This window comes from Prolixibacter sp. NT017 (assembly GCF_009617875.1).
GTDB lineage: Bacteria > Bacteroidota > Bacteroidia > Bacteroidales > Prolixibacteraceae > Prolixibacter.
In genome coordinates, this window is the sequence record NZ_BLAV01000001.1 from 2,901,442 (window position 1) to 2,915,543 (window position 14,102).

Below are 14,102 nucleotides of genomic sequence, written 5' to 3' on the forward strand. Positions count from 1 at the left end.
TAACAATTTTGAAGCAAGTGGTCCTGTTCATCATTCTGAGAAAGGCCGCATAGTATGCATTTGCTTTAATTTTTCTACTTTCGTTTCAATAGGAACCAGTAATGGCAATTTTGGGGTCAGACTTCATTGAAAAAGCAGAAGCGGTTATTCTTGAGAATATCTCGAATGAACAGTTCGGAGTTTCCGAACTGGCAGATGCTATGAGTATGAGCCGCTCCAGTTTACTCCGAAAAATCAAAGCGCATACAAAGCTTTCTGCCAATCAATTTATTCGTCAGGTTCGCCTGACCAAAGGGATGGAGATGCTCCGACAGACTACATCGACGGTCGCTGAGATTTCGTACCAGGTAGGCTTTGGGAACACTTCCTATTTTATCAAATGCTTTCGGGAACAATACGGGTATTCACCCGGCGAGGTCAGAAAGGGAACTGTGGCTGATGAAAATTTATCTGAGCAGACAACCTTTTTGAATCGATACAGATGGCACTTGATTTCAGCGGTGGCTCTAATCGTAATCTTTGGTTCAGTTCTCCTTTTCGGTAAAAAACGTACCGTTTCGGCTGAAAACAAAATGGATAAATCGATTGCTGTGTTACCGTTCAAAAACGAAAGCAGTGATACGTTGAACCTGTATTTCGTTAACGGGCTCCGGGAATCGGTGTTGAACAACCTGCAGAAGATTGGAGACCTGCGGGTGATTAGCCGGACTTCGGCAGAGAAGTATAGAGATACCGATAAGGGCATTCCGGAAATCGCCGATGAGCTCAATGTGAAATACCTGGTAGAAGGCAGTGGCCAGCGGGTTGGAAATCAGGTTTTGCTCAATGTCCAGTTGATAAAAGCTTCCACCGACCAGCCCGTGTGGGGGGAACAATATAACCGCGAAGTGAAAGATGTATTTGCACTTCAGAACGAAGTGGCACGAAAAATAGCCGATGCGATTAATGCAAAAATAAGGCCTTCCGAAATGGACCAGATTGAGAAAAAACCTACCGGGGACTTATTAGCATATGATTATTACCTTAAAGCCCTTATTCCGTATAACACAAGAACAAAGGAAGGTTTGGCCGAAGCCATTTCGCTATTAAAAAAAGCTATCGGGCAAGATTCACAATTTGCGTTGGCTTATGCCTACATGGCTTTTTCGTACTACTATACCGACTTATACCAGAAGCAAAAACAATATACAGAGCAAATTAACAACAATGCTGACAAGGCCCTGCTTTACGATCCCAAATCAGCCGAAAGCCTCATGGCCAAGGCGCTGTATTACATGCAGGTTAAGGAATACCGATTAGCGGTGCCCTATTTGGAGAAGGCCCTGGAGTACAATCCTAATTCATCACCGGTGGTTCAAATGCTTTCTACTTTATATGCCAGCGATATTCCCAATACGACAAAATATCTTACCTACGCATTAAAAGGAATACAACTGGATATTGCTGCTTATGATTCCATTACCAAAAGCTATATTTATTTAAACTTAAGCAACGCGCTTATCCAAAACGGTTTTGTGGAAGAAGCGACCACCTATATCAACAAGTCGTTGGATTACAATCCCGGGAATTATTATTCGCCCATGTTACAGGCATATATCCAGTACGCCAAAGACGGTAATATAAAGCAAACCCAAAAACGATTAACGAAAGAATGGAACAAGGATACGACCCGGTTGGATATTTTGCAGGAAGTGGCCAAATTCTATTATTATGGGGAAGAGTATAATCAAGCCTTTCATTATTATCAAAAATTTGTCAAAGCCAGGGAGAAGTACGGTCTGGATATTTATCCGCAGGAAGATGTAAAGATTGCCCGGGTTTACCAAAAAATGGGGCTGGATGAACAGGCTGCTCAGTTTTTCAAAGCGTATGCCGGATATTGCGAAAAAGACCAATCCATTTACAAGAGTGCCAGCATGGCGGTGAAGTATGCGTATGAAGGAAAAAACGATAAGGCCATTGAGCAACTCAAAGTATTCGCCACACAGGATAATTACCAGTACTGGATTCTGTTGTTCCTGGGAAAGGACCCGCTCCTGAAACCGCTGAAAAACAACGCGGAGTTTAGGAGGACCATCCAAAAGATCAAAAACCGTTTTTGGAAAAAACACGATCATCTGAAAAAGATACTAGAGAATAAAGGACTGGTATAGTCTATCAGATTTCGAAAAGTTAAACAGTGACAATCATTCCTTTCGCCTCCAGCAAATCAATCTGATTCTTCGGAACCGGATTTCCAATCAGGTTCACATATTCCAGATTTTCCAGTTCCAAAAGCGGCGACACATCATCAATCTGATTTCCTGACAGGTCAACTACTTTCAGATTAACCAGGTTGCTGAGCGTGTCGATATATCCAATCTCGTTGTTGGCTAAATACAATTCCTCCAGGCTTTTCAAATTCCAAAGGTTTTCGATGTCGGAAATCGAGTTGTTGGAAACATCGAGTATTTTCGCATGAATACAGTACTCCACACCATCCAGCGTCTCCAATCCACTGTAAGCCATTTCAAATTCTTCGAAATCTTCGAGGTAATAAAACGGAAATTCGATGTTTACCCTTCCATACTCGCGCATCTTCACCAGGTTGTAAAACGACCTTTCGTAGTCAGCGGTCCCGGCTTCATACGCTTCCCGATTCTCCTCATCAACATCTTCGAAACCAAATCCCTCGTCTGTATTCACGTCCCAGGCATATTCCGGATGGTAATCAATACCTTCGTCGATTTTTGTAACGACAATTGAATCAATATCGTCCATCAACAGGATGTGTGAATGTTTGCGTAGCTTCGCGTAGTCGTTTTGCCCGTACAGGTTTCTAATTTCCCGGCGAAACTGCTCTCCTCTGTCGGGATGGTACAACATGACCAGTCTGGAGAAGCACCGGGCATCCTTTTCTTCGTCAATGGAAACATATTCCGATATCCGGTTGGCCATTTCCCGGATCTTACGGTAATTCCGGTTTTTATAAAGCACAATGAGTTTCCCTGTAATGACGTTCAGGTTTTCGTTGGAATATGCTTCTACCAAATTGTGATAGAGTTCTTTTATGTCCATATTTGGCTGTAGGTTGCAGGTTGGGTTGGTGGGTAACGATTGAGCCTGTGAAACGCACGAAATCATTAACGATTCCGGTTGCAGTGCTACGGTCAGGGCAATAGTTGTCCCAAAATGAGTTGGCGAAAATAATACGAACCTGTCACATTGTGTCTGTTGAAAAGATTTTGGTCAGCCGCAGGCATCTCATGCCGGGTTTCTTCGCGTAAGCTGGGTAAATCAATCATAACTGTCATAATTAGGTTACCATCATCATCTGTTTTTTGTCTCCTCATATACGCCGGGGAATCTATCTGCCTTTCGAGTTTCAAATTACTGATTTCTGGTCAAAAGAAGGTATTTTGATATGTTATTAGACAGTTAGGGAGTAATTTGCGATAATTATTTCATAATTTATATCCCGATTTTAACCAACAGATTATGAACTTTGATTTTCATCCGCCCCCTCTGCTTTCGACTTGCCGGTATTATCTCCTGCCGATACAGGTTTGTCGCGAGTGGAGTATCCGGCCGCAGTTGCAGGGCCTGAGTAATCTTTGCCAACGGCTCTCTTGATCCTCTTCACTTTTTGTATTCATTAACCTTTAAAAATAATTGTCATGTCTATCTTATATTCGAAAATACAACGCATCAACCCACAACATCCTGAAGATGAATCCCAATGGTATATTTCCCCGCACCGGGTAGGAAGAAAGAGCGAAAAAGAGATAGCCGAAGCCCTTACCAAAAACACCACCTTAAGCAAAGGTGAAGCCATGCTGGTTTTGTACGAATTGCAATCGGTTGTTATCGACTCGTTGCTGGATGGCTATACCGTCCAGATCGGCGACTGGGGGTCGTTCCAGCTAACCGTCAGCTGCAAGGGGTCCCCTAGCAAAACGGAATGTACGACTGATAAAATCAAATCGGTCAACATCCGGTTTCGTCCCGGAAAGGAAATGAAAGAGGCCTTAACAAAAGCATCTTTCAGATCCTTGTAGTCCGTTCCATACTCCGGTTATTTCCCGTATGAAGTCTTTTCCCGGCCTGGCTGTTCACTCTGTTTTTTGCTGATAAGGGTTGCTATTCCAACATATGCGTATTTGTTAGTGAATATATACTGACATGTTAGAAAAGAAATGCGTATATGTTTGCAAACAAATACGGAGATATATTCTGATAAATACGTATAAGTTTTCAGAGAAATAAGGAGATATTTACCCGAAGGTATGGGACTCAGGTGAATTGGCATACAATTGAAGGTTTTGCCCCCGGCCGGGAACGACTTCTCCTCTCGTGATAAATGGTCCGACTCTTTCAGGTATCTATCTTACTTTCTCACAGTGTTAACTGTCTCTTCCATCAAATTACTACATTGATCAGGTAGTTTGCCCCTGTGGTAAAACAAGGCAGTTTTTATACATTTTACCAGCTTCCATTCGGGTATTATTTTCTGATTTATCTGAAACACAATAGCTCGATTTCCGTCGTATTCAAATTTATCGCCAAACACCAACCTGAACGTTTTGGGGATGGCGGTAGTCTGGGCTAAGCAATGGCGATTTTTTTTTCGACATGATTCACTTCCTCCTTTATGTTGTTAACAATGTAATACCGCTTACATCTGCTTTCCCGTTTTTCAGGAATGCGTAGGTAATCTGGTCGACCTGGCAGTCGACAAACCGGATCCGCTTCAGACTTCTGTTCTTAAAGAACGTGTTGGTAATGGTTGAATTCTGAAAGGTCACCTTTTTAAACGCACAGTTTTCGAAATAGCAATCCTCTATGGCTCCCTCGAATGTGATATCGGTAAGCTGAGTACCCATGAAAGAGGTGCGGTTCCACACGGCATCGGTCAATGTATTTTTCGAGAAATCGCAGGATTTCATTTTCACCCCGGTAAAATCGGCACCAGAGAAATCGCAGCCGTTGACATGGCTTCCTGAAAACTCTGCTTCCTGCAGGGAACAGTCCTTTAATTTATCGTTGTTCAAATAGGAGTTCTTAATGTTGCTGTTGCTAAAGTCGGAACCGGAGAAATCACAACCAACCACATGATTGCCTTTCAGGAGAAGTCCCGACAAATCGGAACTGATAAACATACAGCGCTGCATGTTGGAGCCACTGAATTTCTCGTGCAGATTCTTCAAGCCGGAGAAGTCGGCGTCCACCCAATTCCCTCGTGACATATCCCAGCTAAGCTTTTTCTCCGGCTCATCAGATGAGGTTTCGTGCGATGAATCTCCCGTTACGGTTCCCGTTTCTCCCGCATGGAAGCTTTCTGAAAAGTAATTCAGGTCGACACCCAGAATTGCTGCCAGGCGGTTCAGCGTAACAATGTCGGGCATCGATTCTCCGCGTTCCCATTTCCCAACCGCCTGTGCACTGATAAACAGTTGTTCGGCAAGTTGCGCTTGCGAAATGTTTAGTTTCTTTCTTGCTTCGGCAATCTTGTTGCCAATCATCTTTGTTTCCATTTGTGTCATTTTTTATTGTTGTTAATCGACACCACAAAGATATTTTGCGTTATCTCCGGAATCATCCAAAATATAGCTACTATTCGTTGTAATGACACTACTTTTGGTTGTTATTCGGCAACCCGTGGTTGTTTGTGTTGAATTGGACGGTGCAAACGGTTATTACCCGATGGTCCGGTATTGGTCGTTCCAGAATTGAACAGGGGCATTTATGTGCTCATCTGATGAATCGTATTTTCGGTTGGTACCGGGCTTCCTGTTCTTCTTTGATTCGAATGGAGTTGGTGATGATCAGCATGAAGTTGCAGGCATACAGGAAGCCGTACACGACATATTTGATGGTTGGATTGATCATCAGCGCGGGCGACATATCTCCGGCCCGGGCAAAGCGGTAGATCGTTATACCCGCACAGGTTAAAAAAGCCGTCACCAACAAAAGGGTTCAGGTTATCCGGAAGTTTAGTATCTCCCTGCCCAGGCTTTTATAGTGGCCCTGCTGCAATGGTGCAACGCAGCACCTCTTCTTTCTTCTGTCTCTCCTTGGGTGTCTCTGGGCTTTATTCTCAATAACTTTTCCGATAAAACAATAAAACACTGCCTTTCAACGTTTTTACATCAAAATATCCGGAACATCGTTATTAGGAAGTTGCGAAAGCAACCATAGCAAGATTTTAACCGGTACCGGTCGTCGGGTGATCTAACCCCCCAGGTCTTTCGTTTAAGACGAAAGGGCTGCCGAAGGACGCGAAGAAGGTGGAATTCGCAGCATATCTCCGGCGACCGGCCGGTTTCCGGATACTCTCCTGATTCACTTTCCCCTGAATTTTAACGTGGATTATCTACACTTTGGGCAGCATCTCCAGCAGCGAAGGAACTTCGATGAAGGGCATAAATTCCTTCCATCCCAGCAACGAATAGAGTATGTGAGATACCGGCGCCGCCAAAATGGTGAGCAGGAAATAGGTGAAGGCCTCACTTCGTTTCATACGGAACCAGAAAATGGGAAACAACAAGGTCAGCAGTAACGGAACCGGGTAATATATCCACCAGGGCAGTCCAAAACCCGTTGTGTATCGCTCCCATGCCATGCAAACAATGGCCAACAAACTTAACACCAACAATACTATCAACTGCCTCGTAGGATTGGGATACCGCTGACGCAATGAGAATCGTACCATCAGAATGATGACGATGACGGATACAATCGTGAGCGAACTGAATTCCATACGGTTGTTTTTTGGTTTATGGTCATTTGAAATTCTGCCTTGTTGAATAAGTTACGGAATTTCAGCGAAACGCTGTACGGAAATTGAATCGCTGGAAGCGTTTCTTACGATTTGATCACATTACCGGAATTACCATCTCATTAGTCAATCAATTAGAGGATTTGACAGAGTGAATTACTTCCGGATGGATATCACAACGTGAAAACCATCGGGATCGACGTAGGTGGTTCCGTTTGCTTTCCAATAAGGATTGGCCGGTTTCATCGGTTGAAAACCTTTGCTTTGGATTCGTTGATTGAGTTCATTGTATTCTTGCTCCGCTTCAATATAAAATACCAGCAAATCATCATCGTCGGGATGATGGTTGGGCGCCACATCTGATTTCGTGAATTCCAGATGCCAGTCTTCTCCCTCCTTTCCCAGGAAGATGCCGTCATATCCGTCGTGATTACTAAATTTCCCCAATTGTTCCAATCCCAGGGCTCCGCAGTAAAATTCGATGAGCGGTGTAAAATCGTTCGTGTGCCGGGCTACGCGTAGTTTCATCTGCTATCAAGTTGTTTTATGGGAATAACAGATGAGAGAGTTGGAGGTTTCAGGTTATGCTTCGCTGTTTTTATTGTTCCTGTAGTTTCTGTTGTTAGAAGAGTTTTAAGACCAGAGACATCAGAGGAAGGATAAGCAAATCTATAGGGGTTACAGGTTTCTGTGGTTTCTCTCGTTTGGAAGAGTACGTGCGCTTTTTACGCCATCGATTTTTGGGTTGCAGACCAGATTCAGGATTTAATGAAGAACATTCTCTGACTTTTGCGTGATAAGTGTCATCGCTTTGTTCTCCTCCAGTATCTCCAGCACATCGAAACCGGCGAGTTTCAGGAAGAGCAGGATTTCGTCTTTGGTGAAAGCCCGTAAGATGGTTGTATCGTCGTATTCGGTGACTTTTCCTTCGCTCTCGATGAGGTACCGGGCGTGCCAGTTCCAGGTCCAGCCGGTTGCGAGGTTCTTTTCGAGCTTGTTGATTCGCTGAATCGTTTTGTTTGGCAACTCGATGGTTTGCTCGAAATCGCCGAAGTTGTCAAAGATGCCATTGGCTTCGAAGATACCGAAGACAAACAGCCCATTTTTTTTCAGTGCGTTTTGAATTCCGGTAAGAGTGTCCATGATTCCCTTGTTGTCGGTGACATAGGCCAGCGAACGACCTGTGATGAGCACGGCATCAAACTCGTTACTGAAACGAAGATCGCGCATATCGCTTTGAACTAACACGTCCTGTTGTATTTCCTCCCGGGCGATGGCCAGCATTTCCCCGGCGACATCCAATCCGATATAATCGTATCCATTGTTCAGGAACCGGCGGGCCAACATGCCTGAACCACATCCTACCTCGAGAATCTTTTTACAATGGTTCTTCCGCAAGAGGTCGTCGTAAAAGCGAAACTCCTCATCGTAATCGAAGATGTGCCGGTACATCTCGTGATACACCCGGGCCAATGTGGTATATAGTTGGGGCATCTTTATTTTGCTATTCTTGCTATTTTCGATGCAGTTAACTTAGAAGCAATCGCCTGATAAGCTGTCGTAATTATTTCTCATTCCACTGAAAGCGCAGCTCCTGTCACCTTCTTTCTTTACAAAACAATCCATCCGCTCACCACAACCATGAAAACGATTTGGCTAATGATGTCCAGATTGTTCTCCGTGGAAAGGAGAATAAAAAGCGTAATAGCCTATGCAATCATATTGTAATTGCACAGGCTATTACAGTTGAAATAAGATACTATGAAATGGTCTTCTACTTTAGTCGAAATTGATAAATTTTGACTTGTCTGTCATACAGAAGGCACATTTATCATCCACATTTGCCATATCGTATGTGTTACCACAAACAGGACAAACAGCGTACCCCGTAGGCAAACCGCTTTCCGATTCCGCGTTTAAAGCGCTCAGTGCATTGGAATAAAAATCATTGTGTTTCTTTTCCGTGTCCAACGCCCAGGTAAACGACTGTTCCGCTTTCTGAACTTTTTCGGCTTTTGCATCTGCCAGAAATTGAGGATACATTGTGGAGACTTCATACGACTCACCATCTATCGCTGCCTGCAAGTTCTCTGCCGTTGTTTTCACTTCAAATTCAGGTGTAAAATCACCCATTTTTTCGCCTAATGATTCCAAAACCCTGGTATGATTGGCTGCATGTACTGCTTCCGCGTTTGATGCGGCACTAAAAAGCATCGCAATGGCATCGTGGCCTTCTTCCTTTGCTTTCTGAGCAAAGGCTTCGTACTTTTTGCTGGCAGTTGTTTCACCAATTATACCTGCTTTGAGGTTTTCTATTGTTTTAACCGGTTTGGGTTGATTACACCCCGTAAAAGCTATCAAACCTGTAATAGCCAATACTAAAACGATACGCATTTTTTTCATCTGAGTTTGAATTTATATTAATTATCAAAGGGGCATCATATAGCTATAAACCAGCGTTCCGCCAAAGAAACCTGTTATACCGACTGAAATGGCAGCAAGTCCGTAAAGCGCAAAGGCAAGCCATTTTAAGTCTGAATGTTCTCTTTTCTTAACAACAAGAAAAATCCGAATAATGGAAGTAAGAAATAATAAACCCAACGTTATCCAGGCAAACAACTCGTGGGTTGCCTTAACTTCTCCTGCTGAGCCTGACATATCGGCGGTAAATAAAACACCGGCCAGCAGTGCAAAAACGGCCGAAAGTGTACCAGCGATTAGCAGGTAAAAACCGGTCTTTGATAAACATGCTTCTTTCTTAAAAACTAACGAGGCAGAATCGGCGACGAATCCAATCAAAACTAATGCGATTGGAAAATGAACTAACATCGGATGAATATGGCTTAGTGAAATCATAGTTAATTAGTTTTTAAGTAAATATAATGCAATTTAAAATCAGATATTCATTTCAGGGAGTCTAAAAAATGAAGAATACTGACGCAGGTTTCTATTTAAAATCATTCTTCTTTTCACTAAACCGGAAACACTATAACACTTGTTGACAACGCGTCGCTATGCTTTCTTCTTTCCCGTTTCCTCCTGCTCTATTTGTCTCGCTTTCGATAATCCCGAAGCCACCAAACCGGCAGGTACGGTGACAATACCAATCCCGACCACCAAGACGAAGAAAGTGAATATCTTGCCGCCTACAGTGACAGGATAAACATCTCCATATCCCACTGTCGTCAGAGTTACGACGGCCCACCAAAGACTATGAAAGATGGAACGGAACAGTTCGGGCTGGGCTTTGTTCTCAAAGAAGTAGATGCCAGATGCCGACAGGAAAATCATAATCGCAGACAGGATGGCAAAGAGTATCAGTTCCTCCCGGATAATGCGAAAAGCAATATGAAATCGCCTCAATGCCCGATTGTACCGTATCAACTTTAAAGCCCGGAAAATCCGGAACACCCTAAATATCCTTAAAGAACGCAAATCAATGGTTCGGCTGATATAGAAAGGAAGTATGGCAATCAGGTCAATCAAGCCATAGAAACTGAATATGTATTTAAAAGGTTTTTGCGCTACATAAATTCGTAACACATATTCAATGCTGAAGACGACAACACACACCACCTCGATAATCCGGAGCGCTACATTCAACGTATCCGGATTACCGGGTAATGTATCGACAGAAAAAGAGACAAGTGATAACAGAATAAGTGACTGTATCACATAGTCGAAAATCTTCCCCTCAATTCTACTATTGTCTTCGATTATCTCTCTTAGTTTGTATCTAAATAAATGCACTGTAATTATTTAATATTCGTATCAGATTTCCATTTTCCCAGTGATTCAACAAATCTTTTTGTCACTGAGTCTTTTGATTCAGAAAGAGCCTCAATTATGTCGTCAAAAGAGATTACTGATTCCTCATTTTTCTTATTTAATGGCTGTATATAAACGATTGATGGTTCAATCTCCACCTCCAGATTTGCTATTTCTCCGTTATCTCGTTTAATCCAACCCATTCCCTCAACTTTATCAAGAAGGTTATCATACTTCACTTTCTGGTCCGTTGCGTTATAAATATTTAATAGTCCGCTGATAAGTCCTTTTACACCTATTTTTGACGCACCTTTTAAGTACCAATCTTGCTTTTCCCTTCGTGACCGTTGGTCCGTTTTTAGTTCAATTAGAAAAACTTTCTTCTCTTTTCTCGAATAAGCCAGATAGTCAATTTTAAATGATCTGTTTATTCCCGGCTCCTTCTCATAAACTTCACCTATGCGAACCGGAAATTCGGGGATTATAAAATCAATTTTGGTCCCGAATACTTTTTGCATAATTTCCTCAAGATGAATTGCGAAAAAAATATCAGCCCTTCTCTCTAGCTGATAAGCAGGTAGGTTTCTCCATTCATCGAGGAAATCAAATAATTTATTTATTGTCATCTCATAAGTTTTACTTGGTTTAACTATACTAATCGCTTAATAAGGTCAATGCATGCTTCAATTTTCTGGCTATCAATTGCCTTTCCATCTTTATTCTATAAAAACTGAAATACATTTTAAAAATCAGAGATTATAAACTGATTCTTGTTAGAGAAATCTAACTGGCCGCTGCTCCCTGCTTCTACCTTACCGCCATCTTCAATCAACTACCTATCAAGGTAATAAAATATTCCTTAAACTTATTGTTCAGCAAGTGAAACAGGTCTGATGATCAAGGGCTTGATTTTCCGTTTAACGAACAGATCGATGCATTCACCACTAAAAAACGACCGTTCACCACTGATTTTGGGTGTTGAAAACTTTTTTATGTTCTTCAAAAGGTTCGGGTAGAAACACAAAAAAATACCCCATCGGCGAAAGTGCTGACAGGGTACGTATCAGGATGAAAATGCTTTGTATTCTTATTCGCTAATATGCCGGTTGGTGCACGAAGTAGTTCCGCTTCACCTTCATTAAACCGTACTGCAGGAAAAGGTACGGCAGCATTTCGATGAACAGTACGGTGAGGCCTTCACGCAGGGTTAACGGCGAACTGAGTACGGCGCTGTCTGTAAAAATCATGAGAAACAGAGCCACAATAACGACCATGAACACCAGGATGCTATAGAAGAACTGCAGGTAGGCAAAGTTCCGGAAGGCGGTCACTCCTACCCTTTTTTGTAGACTCAGCTTCTGGGCCAGCCGGAGATAATGATAGCCGTTCAGGATGAAAGCCAGTACCACTACCAGGATACCATAACTATACAGCGTATCGTCGATAACGCGTCCCCGCTCGTAAGCCATCAGGATGTATATGGGAATGGAGGTCACGATGATCCAGTTGATATTGACAGCCGGCTTCCTGATTTCGAGAAGCAGCGAGAGGTATTTCTTCATGCCGGTCAATAACCGGACGAGCGCCATCAGGCTCAGAAACAGCACGAGGCCGTAGAAACGGGTATCGTCCAAATCGAGCATCTGCAGAATGATTTCGACCACCAGCATTGAGAGGAATATCCAGCCCGATGAAATGCCCGCATGAATGTAGCGGAAGGCTTTGGTCTCCCGGCTAATCCGCCGATCATCTTCGGGAACCGGCGGTGGGGTGTCGCGGAAAAAAAAAGCCAGCTCCGGCACGAGCACTGCCTTTTCCCATTTGGTCAGCCCCTGTTTCCAGACCTTCGTCGTTTCACCAATCTTTCCTTTCAGTTCATCCAGGCTAAACGGTCCGAACCGATCGCCGTCAGCTATGTAATACCACTCTTTCATAAATCTTCATTCCTTGTTCCCGGTCAGGTTCTTTCATCCATAAATACCGGAGTGCCATGCCCAAAAGACGTCTCCATTTGCCAGGTTTACCGGGAAAGGTTTGCTCTTATTTTTTCCTGATATATTATCAAAAACGAACAGGATAAGCAATTAGTACACGAAAGTAGTATTTCTAATTTAATTTATTGTTCATTAGGAGGCATTTACGCCCAGGCAGGGAAAGCGCTTTTCTCCGTTCACGGAACAGATCGGTACTTTCATGGAAGAAATCGATATGTTCATCAACAAAATCGCCCTATTTAGAATGGATATAAAAAAGTTGCGGTTTCAGGTTAACGAGTTACTGTTGTTCGGCTTCGATGAAGGAAGTCTTTTTGGTCTTCGTGAAAAATCCTCGTGTCCTTCGTGGTAAAATGTTTTAACCACAATGATCATTAAGAAAGCACAATGTTCAAAGGCACCATTGAATAGTTTGTCAACTTGCTGTTCTGTGTGGTGCCAGCCCGGTAGGGCCACAATATATTGTAGCCGGACAATTGCCAGATTTTTAGGTTACAGATTCAATTCGTATTCGTCACGGCTCCCGAACCGGTAATCGTTTGTGTAATGGTGAGCTCCAAATCATCCTGGCCGGTGAAATCGTTCACTTCGATGTTTCCCGAACCACTGACCAGCAAACTGCTGATGATGGGTATGGTAATGAGAATCGTTAAATCGTAGTTGGTGTAATTCCCGTCTTCGAGCTTTACGGTCCAGATACCTCCTGACACGTTCGTCTCCAACCGGTCGATGATATTCTGCTGGGCCGATACCTCCACTGTTTGTGTTGCTCCCTGCGTGATAATGATGTTGGCTGCCCCGGCCAAATCGATGCCGGTGAATTCAGGAACCGTAATGGTTTTGGTGACCACTGGTCCTTCGCCCGAAATCCGGACACTGTCGCGCTCACAGGAAACCAGCAACAGTATGGGCATTATCAGGGCCGTAATGATAAGTGCAGGTCGTTTCATTTTGGCTACGTTTCAGGTTAATGGTTCATTGGTCTTTCCATACCTGAATAAAGTTACACAATCCGGGATTGAAATGCATCTCCCTGAACGTCATTTGGAACGCCAAAGATTGGGAGGCTGAAGTGAAGCTCCTCGTTTGGTCGTTCTATTCCTGCGGGTTCTCGTTGAAGCTAATCATCCAGTTGATGCCGAAAGCATCGGTGCACATGCCGAAGTAATCGCCCCAGAACGTGGGAGCCATTGGCATGGTGACGTTGCCACCTTTGGAAAGCGCCAGGAAGAGCCGGTCGGCCTGCTCTTTGCTTTCGGCCGAAACAGACAAAGAGAAATTGTTACCGACTTTCAGCTCGGGAGCCCAACCGCCGGTATCACTGCCCATCAGGATATTGTCCTGACTGAGCGGCAAAGAGATATGCATGATTTTGTTCTGATCGGCTTCCGGGATTTCCACACCATCCTGCGGTGGCATGTCTTTGAAACGTCCAACATAGGCAAACTCGCCGCCAAAAACAGCTTTGTAATGGTTAAAAGCCTCCTCGCAGTTTCCTCCGAAAGTTAGATAGGGATTTACAATTGTCATGATTTCCGAGTTTAGTTAAACCGGATGTATTACGTTGAATAATACATCCGGTT

Annotated in this window: 16 protein-coding genes; 2 read left to right on the top strand and 14 right to left on the bottom strand. The window is 43.5% G+C overall.

Features of this window, described 5'->3' with window-relative positions; all coding sequences use genetic code 11:
• Positions 1-101 precede the first annotated feature (101 nt).
• The gene (locus GJU87_RS11950) at positions 102-2,153 is read left to right on the top strand and encodes a helix-turn-helix domain-containing protein (protein ID WP_153639735.1); all 2,052 of its coding nucleotides are present in this window, start codon (positions 102-104) and stop codon (positions 2,151-2,153) included.
• 19 nt (positions 2,154-2,172) lie between these two features.
• Here GJU87_RS11950 and GJU87_RS11955 read toward each other — a convergent pair whose 3' ends face one another.
• On the bottom strand, positions 2,173-3,057 hold the full coding sequence (locus tag GJU87_RS11955; protein ID WP_194831521.1) for a leucine-rich repeat domain-containing protein: 885 nt from the start codon (positions 3,055-3,057) through the stop codon (positions 2,173-2,175).
• 418 nt (positions 3,058-3,475) lie between these two features.
• Entirely contained in the window at positions 3,476-3,622 is a 147-nt protein-coding gene (locus GJU87_RS11960) for a hypothetical protein (RefSeq protein ID WP_153639737.1), read from the bottom strand.
• A gap of 34 nt (positions 3,623-3,656) precedes the next feature.
• Between GJU87_RS11960 and GJU87_RS11965 the strand changes: the two genes are divergently transcribed.
• Positions 3,657-4,037, top strand: coding sequence for an HU family DNA-binding protein (locus tag GJU87_RS11965; protein WP_153639738.1), 381 nt, complete (start codon positions 3,657-3,659; stop codon positions 4,035-4,037).
• A 591-nt stretch (positions 4,038-4,628) separates the two neighbouring features.
• On the opposite strand, the gene GJU87_RS11970 is transcribed toward GJU87_RS11965, so the two are convergent.
• The 12 genes from GJU87_RS11970 to GJU87_RS12025 form a co-directional block, all read right to left on the bottom strand.
• Positions 4,629-5,513: a pentapeptide repeat-containing protein gene (locus GJU87_RS11970; protein ID WP_153639739.1), complete on the bottom strand. Its 885-nt coding sequence runs from the start codon at positions 5,511-5,513 to the stop codon at positions 4,629-4,631.
• Positions 5,514-5,730: 217 nt separating this feature from the next.
• Complete coding sequence (locus tag GJU87_RS11975; protein WP_153639740.1) at positions 5,731-5,943, bottom strand: hypothetical protein; 213 nt, start codon at positions 5,941-5,943, stop codon at positions 5,731-5,733.
• Between the two features lie 409 nt (positions 5,944-6,352).
• A complete protein-coding gene (locus tag GJU87_RS11980; RefSeq protein WP_153639741.1) occupies positions 6,353-6,739 on the bottom strand; it encodes a hypothetical protein in 387 nt (128 codons plus the stop codon).
• 174 nt (positions 6,740-6,913) lie between these two features.
• Positions 6,914-7,285 carry a VOC family protein gene (locus GJU87_RS11985; protein WP_153639742.1) on the bottom strand — a complete coding sequence of 124 codons (372 nt, stop codon included), beginning with the start codon at positions 7,283-7,285 and terminating at the stop codon, positions 6,914-6,916.
• A gap of 237 nt (positions 7,286-7,522) precedes the next feature.
• Positions 7,523-8,251 (bottom strand): class I SAM-dependent methyltransferase, encoded by a 729-nt coding sequence (locus tag GJU87_RS11990; protein ID WP_153639743.1) that lies wholly within the window; start codon positions 8,249-8,251, stop codon positions 7,523-7,525.
• A gap of 285 nt (positions 8,252-8,536) precedes the next feature.
• Positions 8,537-9,160 carry a rubrerythrin family protein gene (locus GJU87_RS11995; RefSeq protein ID WP_153639744.1) on the bottom strand — a complete coding sequence of 208 codons (624 nt, stop codon included), beginning with the start codon at positions 9,158-9,160 and terminating at the stop codon, positions 8,537-8,539.
• A gap of 24 nt (positions 9,161-9,184) precedes the next feature.
• On the bottom strand, positions 9,185-9,613 hold the full coding sequence (locus GJU87_RS12000) for a DUF2231 domain-containing protein (protein ID WP_153639745.1): 429 nt from the start codon (positions 9,611-9,613) through the stop codon (positions 9,185-9,187).
• A gap of 156 nt (positions 9,614-9,769) precedes the next feature.
• Positions 9,770-10,507 carry an ion transporter gene (locus tag GJU87_RS12005; protein WP_194831522.1) on the bottom strand — a complete coding sequence of 246 codons (738 nt, stop codon included), beginning with the start codon at positions 10,505-10,507 and terminating at the stop codon, positions 9,770-9,772.
• A gap of 5 nt (positions 10,508-10,512) precedes the next feature.
• The gene (locus GJU87_RS12010) at positions 10,513-11,151 is read right to left on the bottom strand and encodes a hypothetical protein (RefSeq protein ID WP_153639746.1); all 639 of its coding nucleotides are present in this window, start codon (positions 11,149-11,151) and stop codon (positions 10,513-10,515) included.
• Positions 11,152-11,619: 468 nt separating this feature from the next.
• The gene (locus GJU87_RS12015; RefSeq protein WP_153639747.1) at positions 11,620-12,459 is read right to left on the bottom strand and encodes a DUF4339 domain-containing protein; all 840 of its coding nucleotides are present in this window, start codon (positions 12,457-12,459) and stop codon (positions 11,620-11,622) included.
• Positions 12,460-13,019: 560 nt separating this feature from the next.
• On the bottom strand, positions 13,020-13,469 hold the full coding sequence (locus GJU87_RS12020; protein WP_153639748.1) for a GIN domain-containing protein: 450 nt from the start codon (positions 13,467-13,469) through the stop codon (positions 13,020-13,022).
• 145 nt (positions 13,470-13,614) lie between these two features.
• Positions 13,615-14,049, bottom strand: coding sequence for a VOC family protein (locus GJU87_RS12025; protein WP_153639749.1), 435 nt, complete (start codon positions 14,047-14,049; stop codon positions 13,615-13,617).
• Positions 14,050-14,102 lie beyond the last annotated feature (53 nt).

Coding starts and splice junctions, on each gene's coding strand:
- GJU87_RS11950 (WP_153639735.1), top strand. CDS start 102: ATGGCAATTTTGGGGTCAGACTTCATTGAAAAAGCAGAAGCGGTTATT.
- GJU87_RS11955 (WP_194831521.1), bottom strand. CDS start 3,057: ATGGACATAAAAGAACTCTATCACAATTTGGTAGAAGCATATTCCAAC.
- GJU87_RS11965 (WP_153639738.1), top strand. CDS start 3,657: ATGTCTATCTTATATTCGAAAATACAACGCATCAACCCACAACATCCT.
- GJU87_RS11970 (WP_153639739.1), bottom strand. CDS start 5,513: ATGGAAACAAAGATGATTGGCAACAAGATTGCCGAAGCAAGAAAGAAA.
- GJU87_RS11980 (WP_153639741.1), bottom strand. CDS start 6,739: ATGGAATTCAGTTCGCTCACGATTGTATCCGTCATCGTCATCATTCTG.
- GJU87_RS11985 (WP_153639742.1), bottom strand. CDS start 7,285: ATGAAACTACGCGTAGCCCGGCACACGAACGATTTTACACCGCTCATC.
- GJU87_RS11990 (WP_153639743.1), bottom strand. CDS start 8,251: ATGCCCCAACTATATACCACATTGGCCCGGGTGTATCACGAGATGTAC.
- GJU87_RS11995 (WP_153639744.1), bottom strand. CDS start 9,160: ATGAAAAAAATGCGTATCGTTTTAGTATTGGCTATTACAGGTTTGATA.
- GJU87_RS12000 (WP_153639745.1), bottom strand. CDS start 9,613: ATGATTTCACTAAGCCATATTCATCCGATGTTAGTTCATTTTCCAATC.
- GJU87_RS12010 (WP_153639746.1), bottom strand. CDS start 11,151: ATGACAATAAATAAATTATTTGATTTCCTCGATGAATGGAGAAACCTA.
- GJU87_RS12015 (WP_153639747.1), bottom strand. CDS start 12,459: ATGAAAGAGTGGTATTACATAGCTGACGGCGATCGGTTCGGACCGTTT.
- GJU87_RS12020 (WP_153639748.1), bottom strand. CDS start 13,469: ATGAAACGACCTGCACTTATCATTACGGCCCTGATAATGCCCATACTG.
- GJU87_RS12025 (WP_153639749.1), bottom strand. CDS start 14,049: ATGACAATTGTAAATCCCTATCTAACTTTCGGAGGAAACTGCGAGGAG.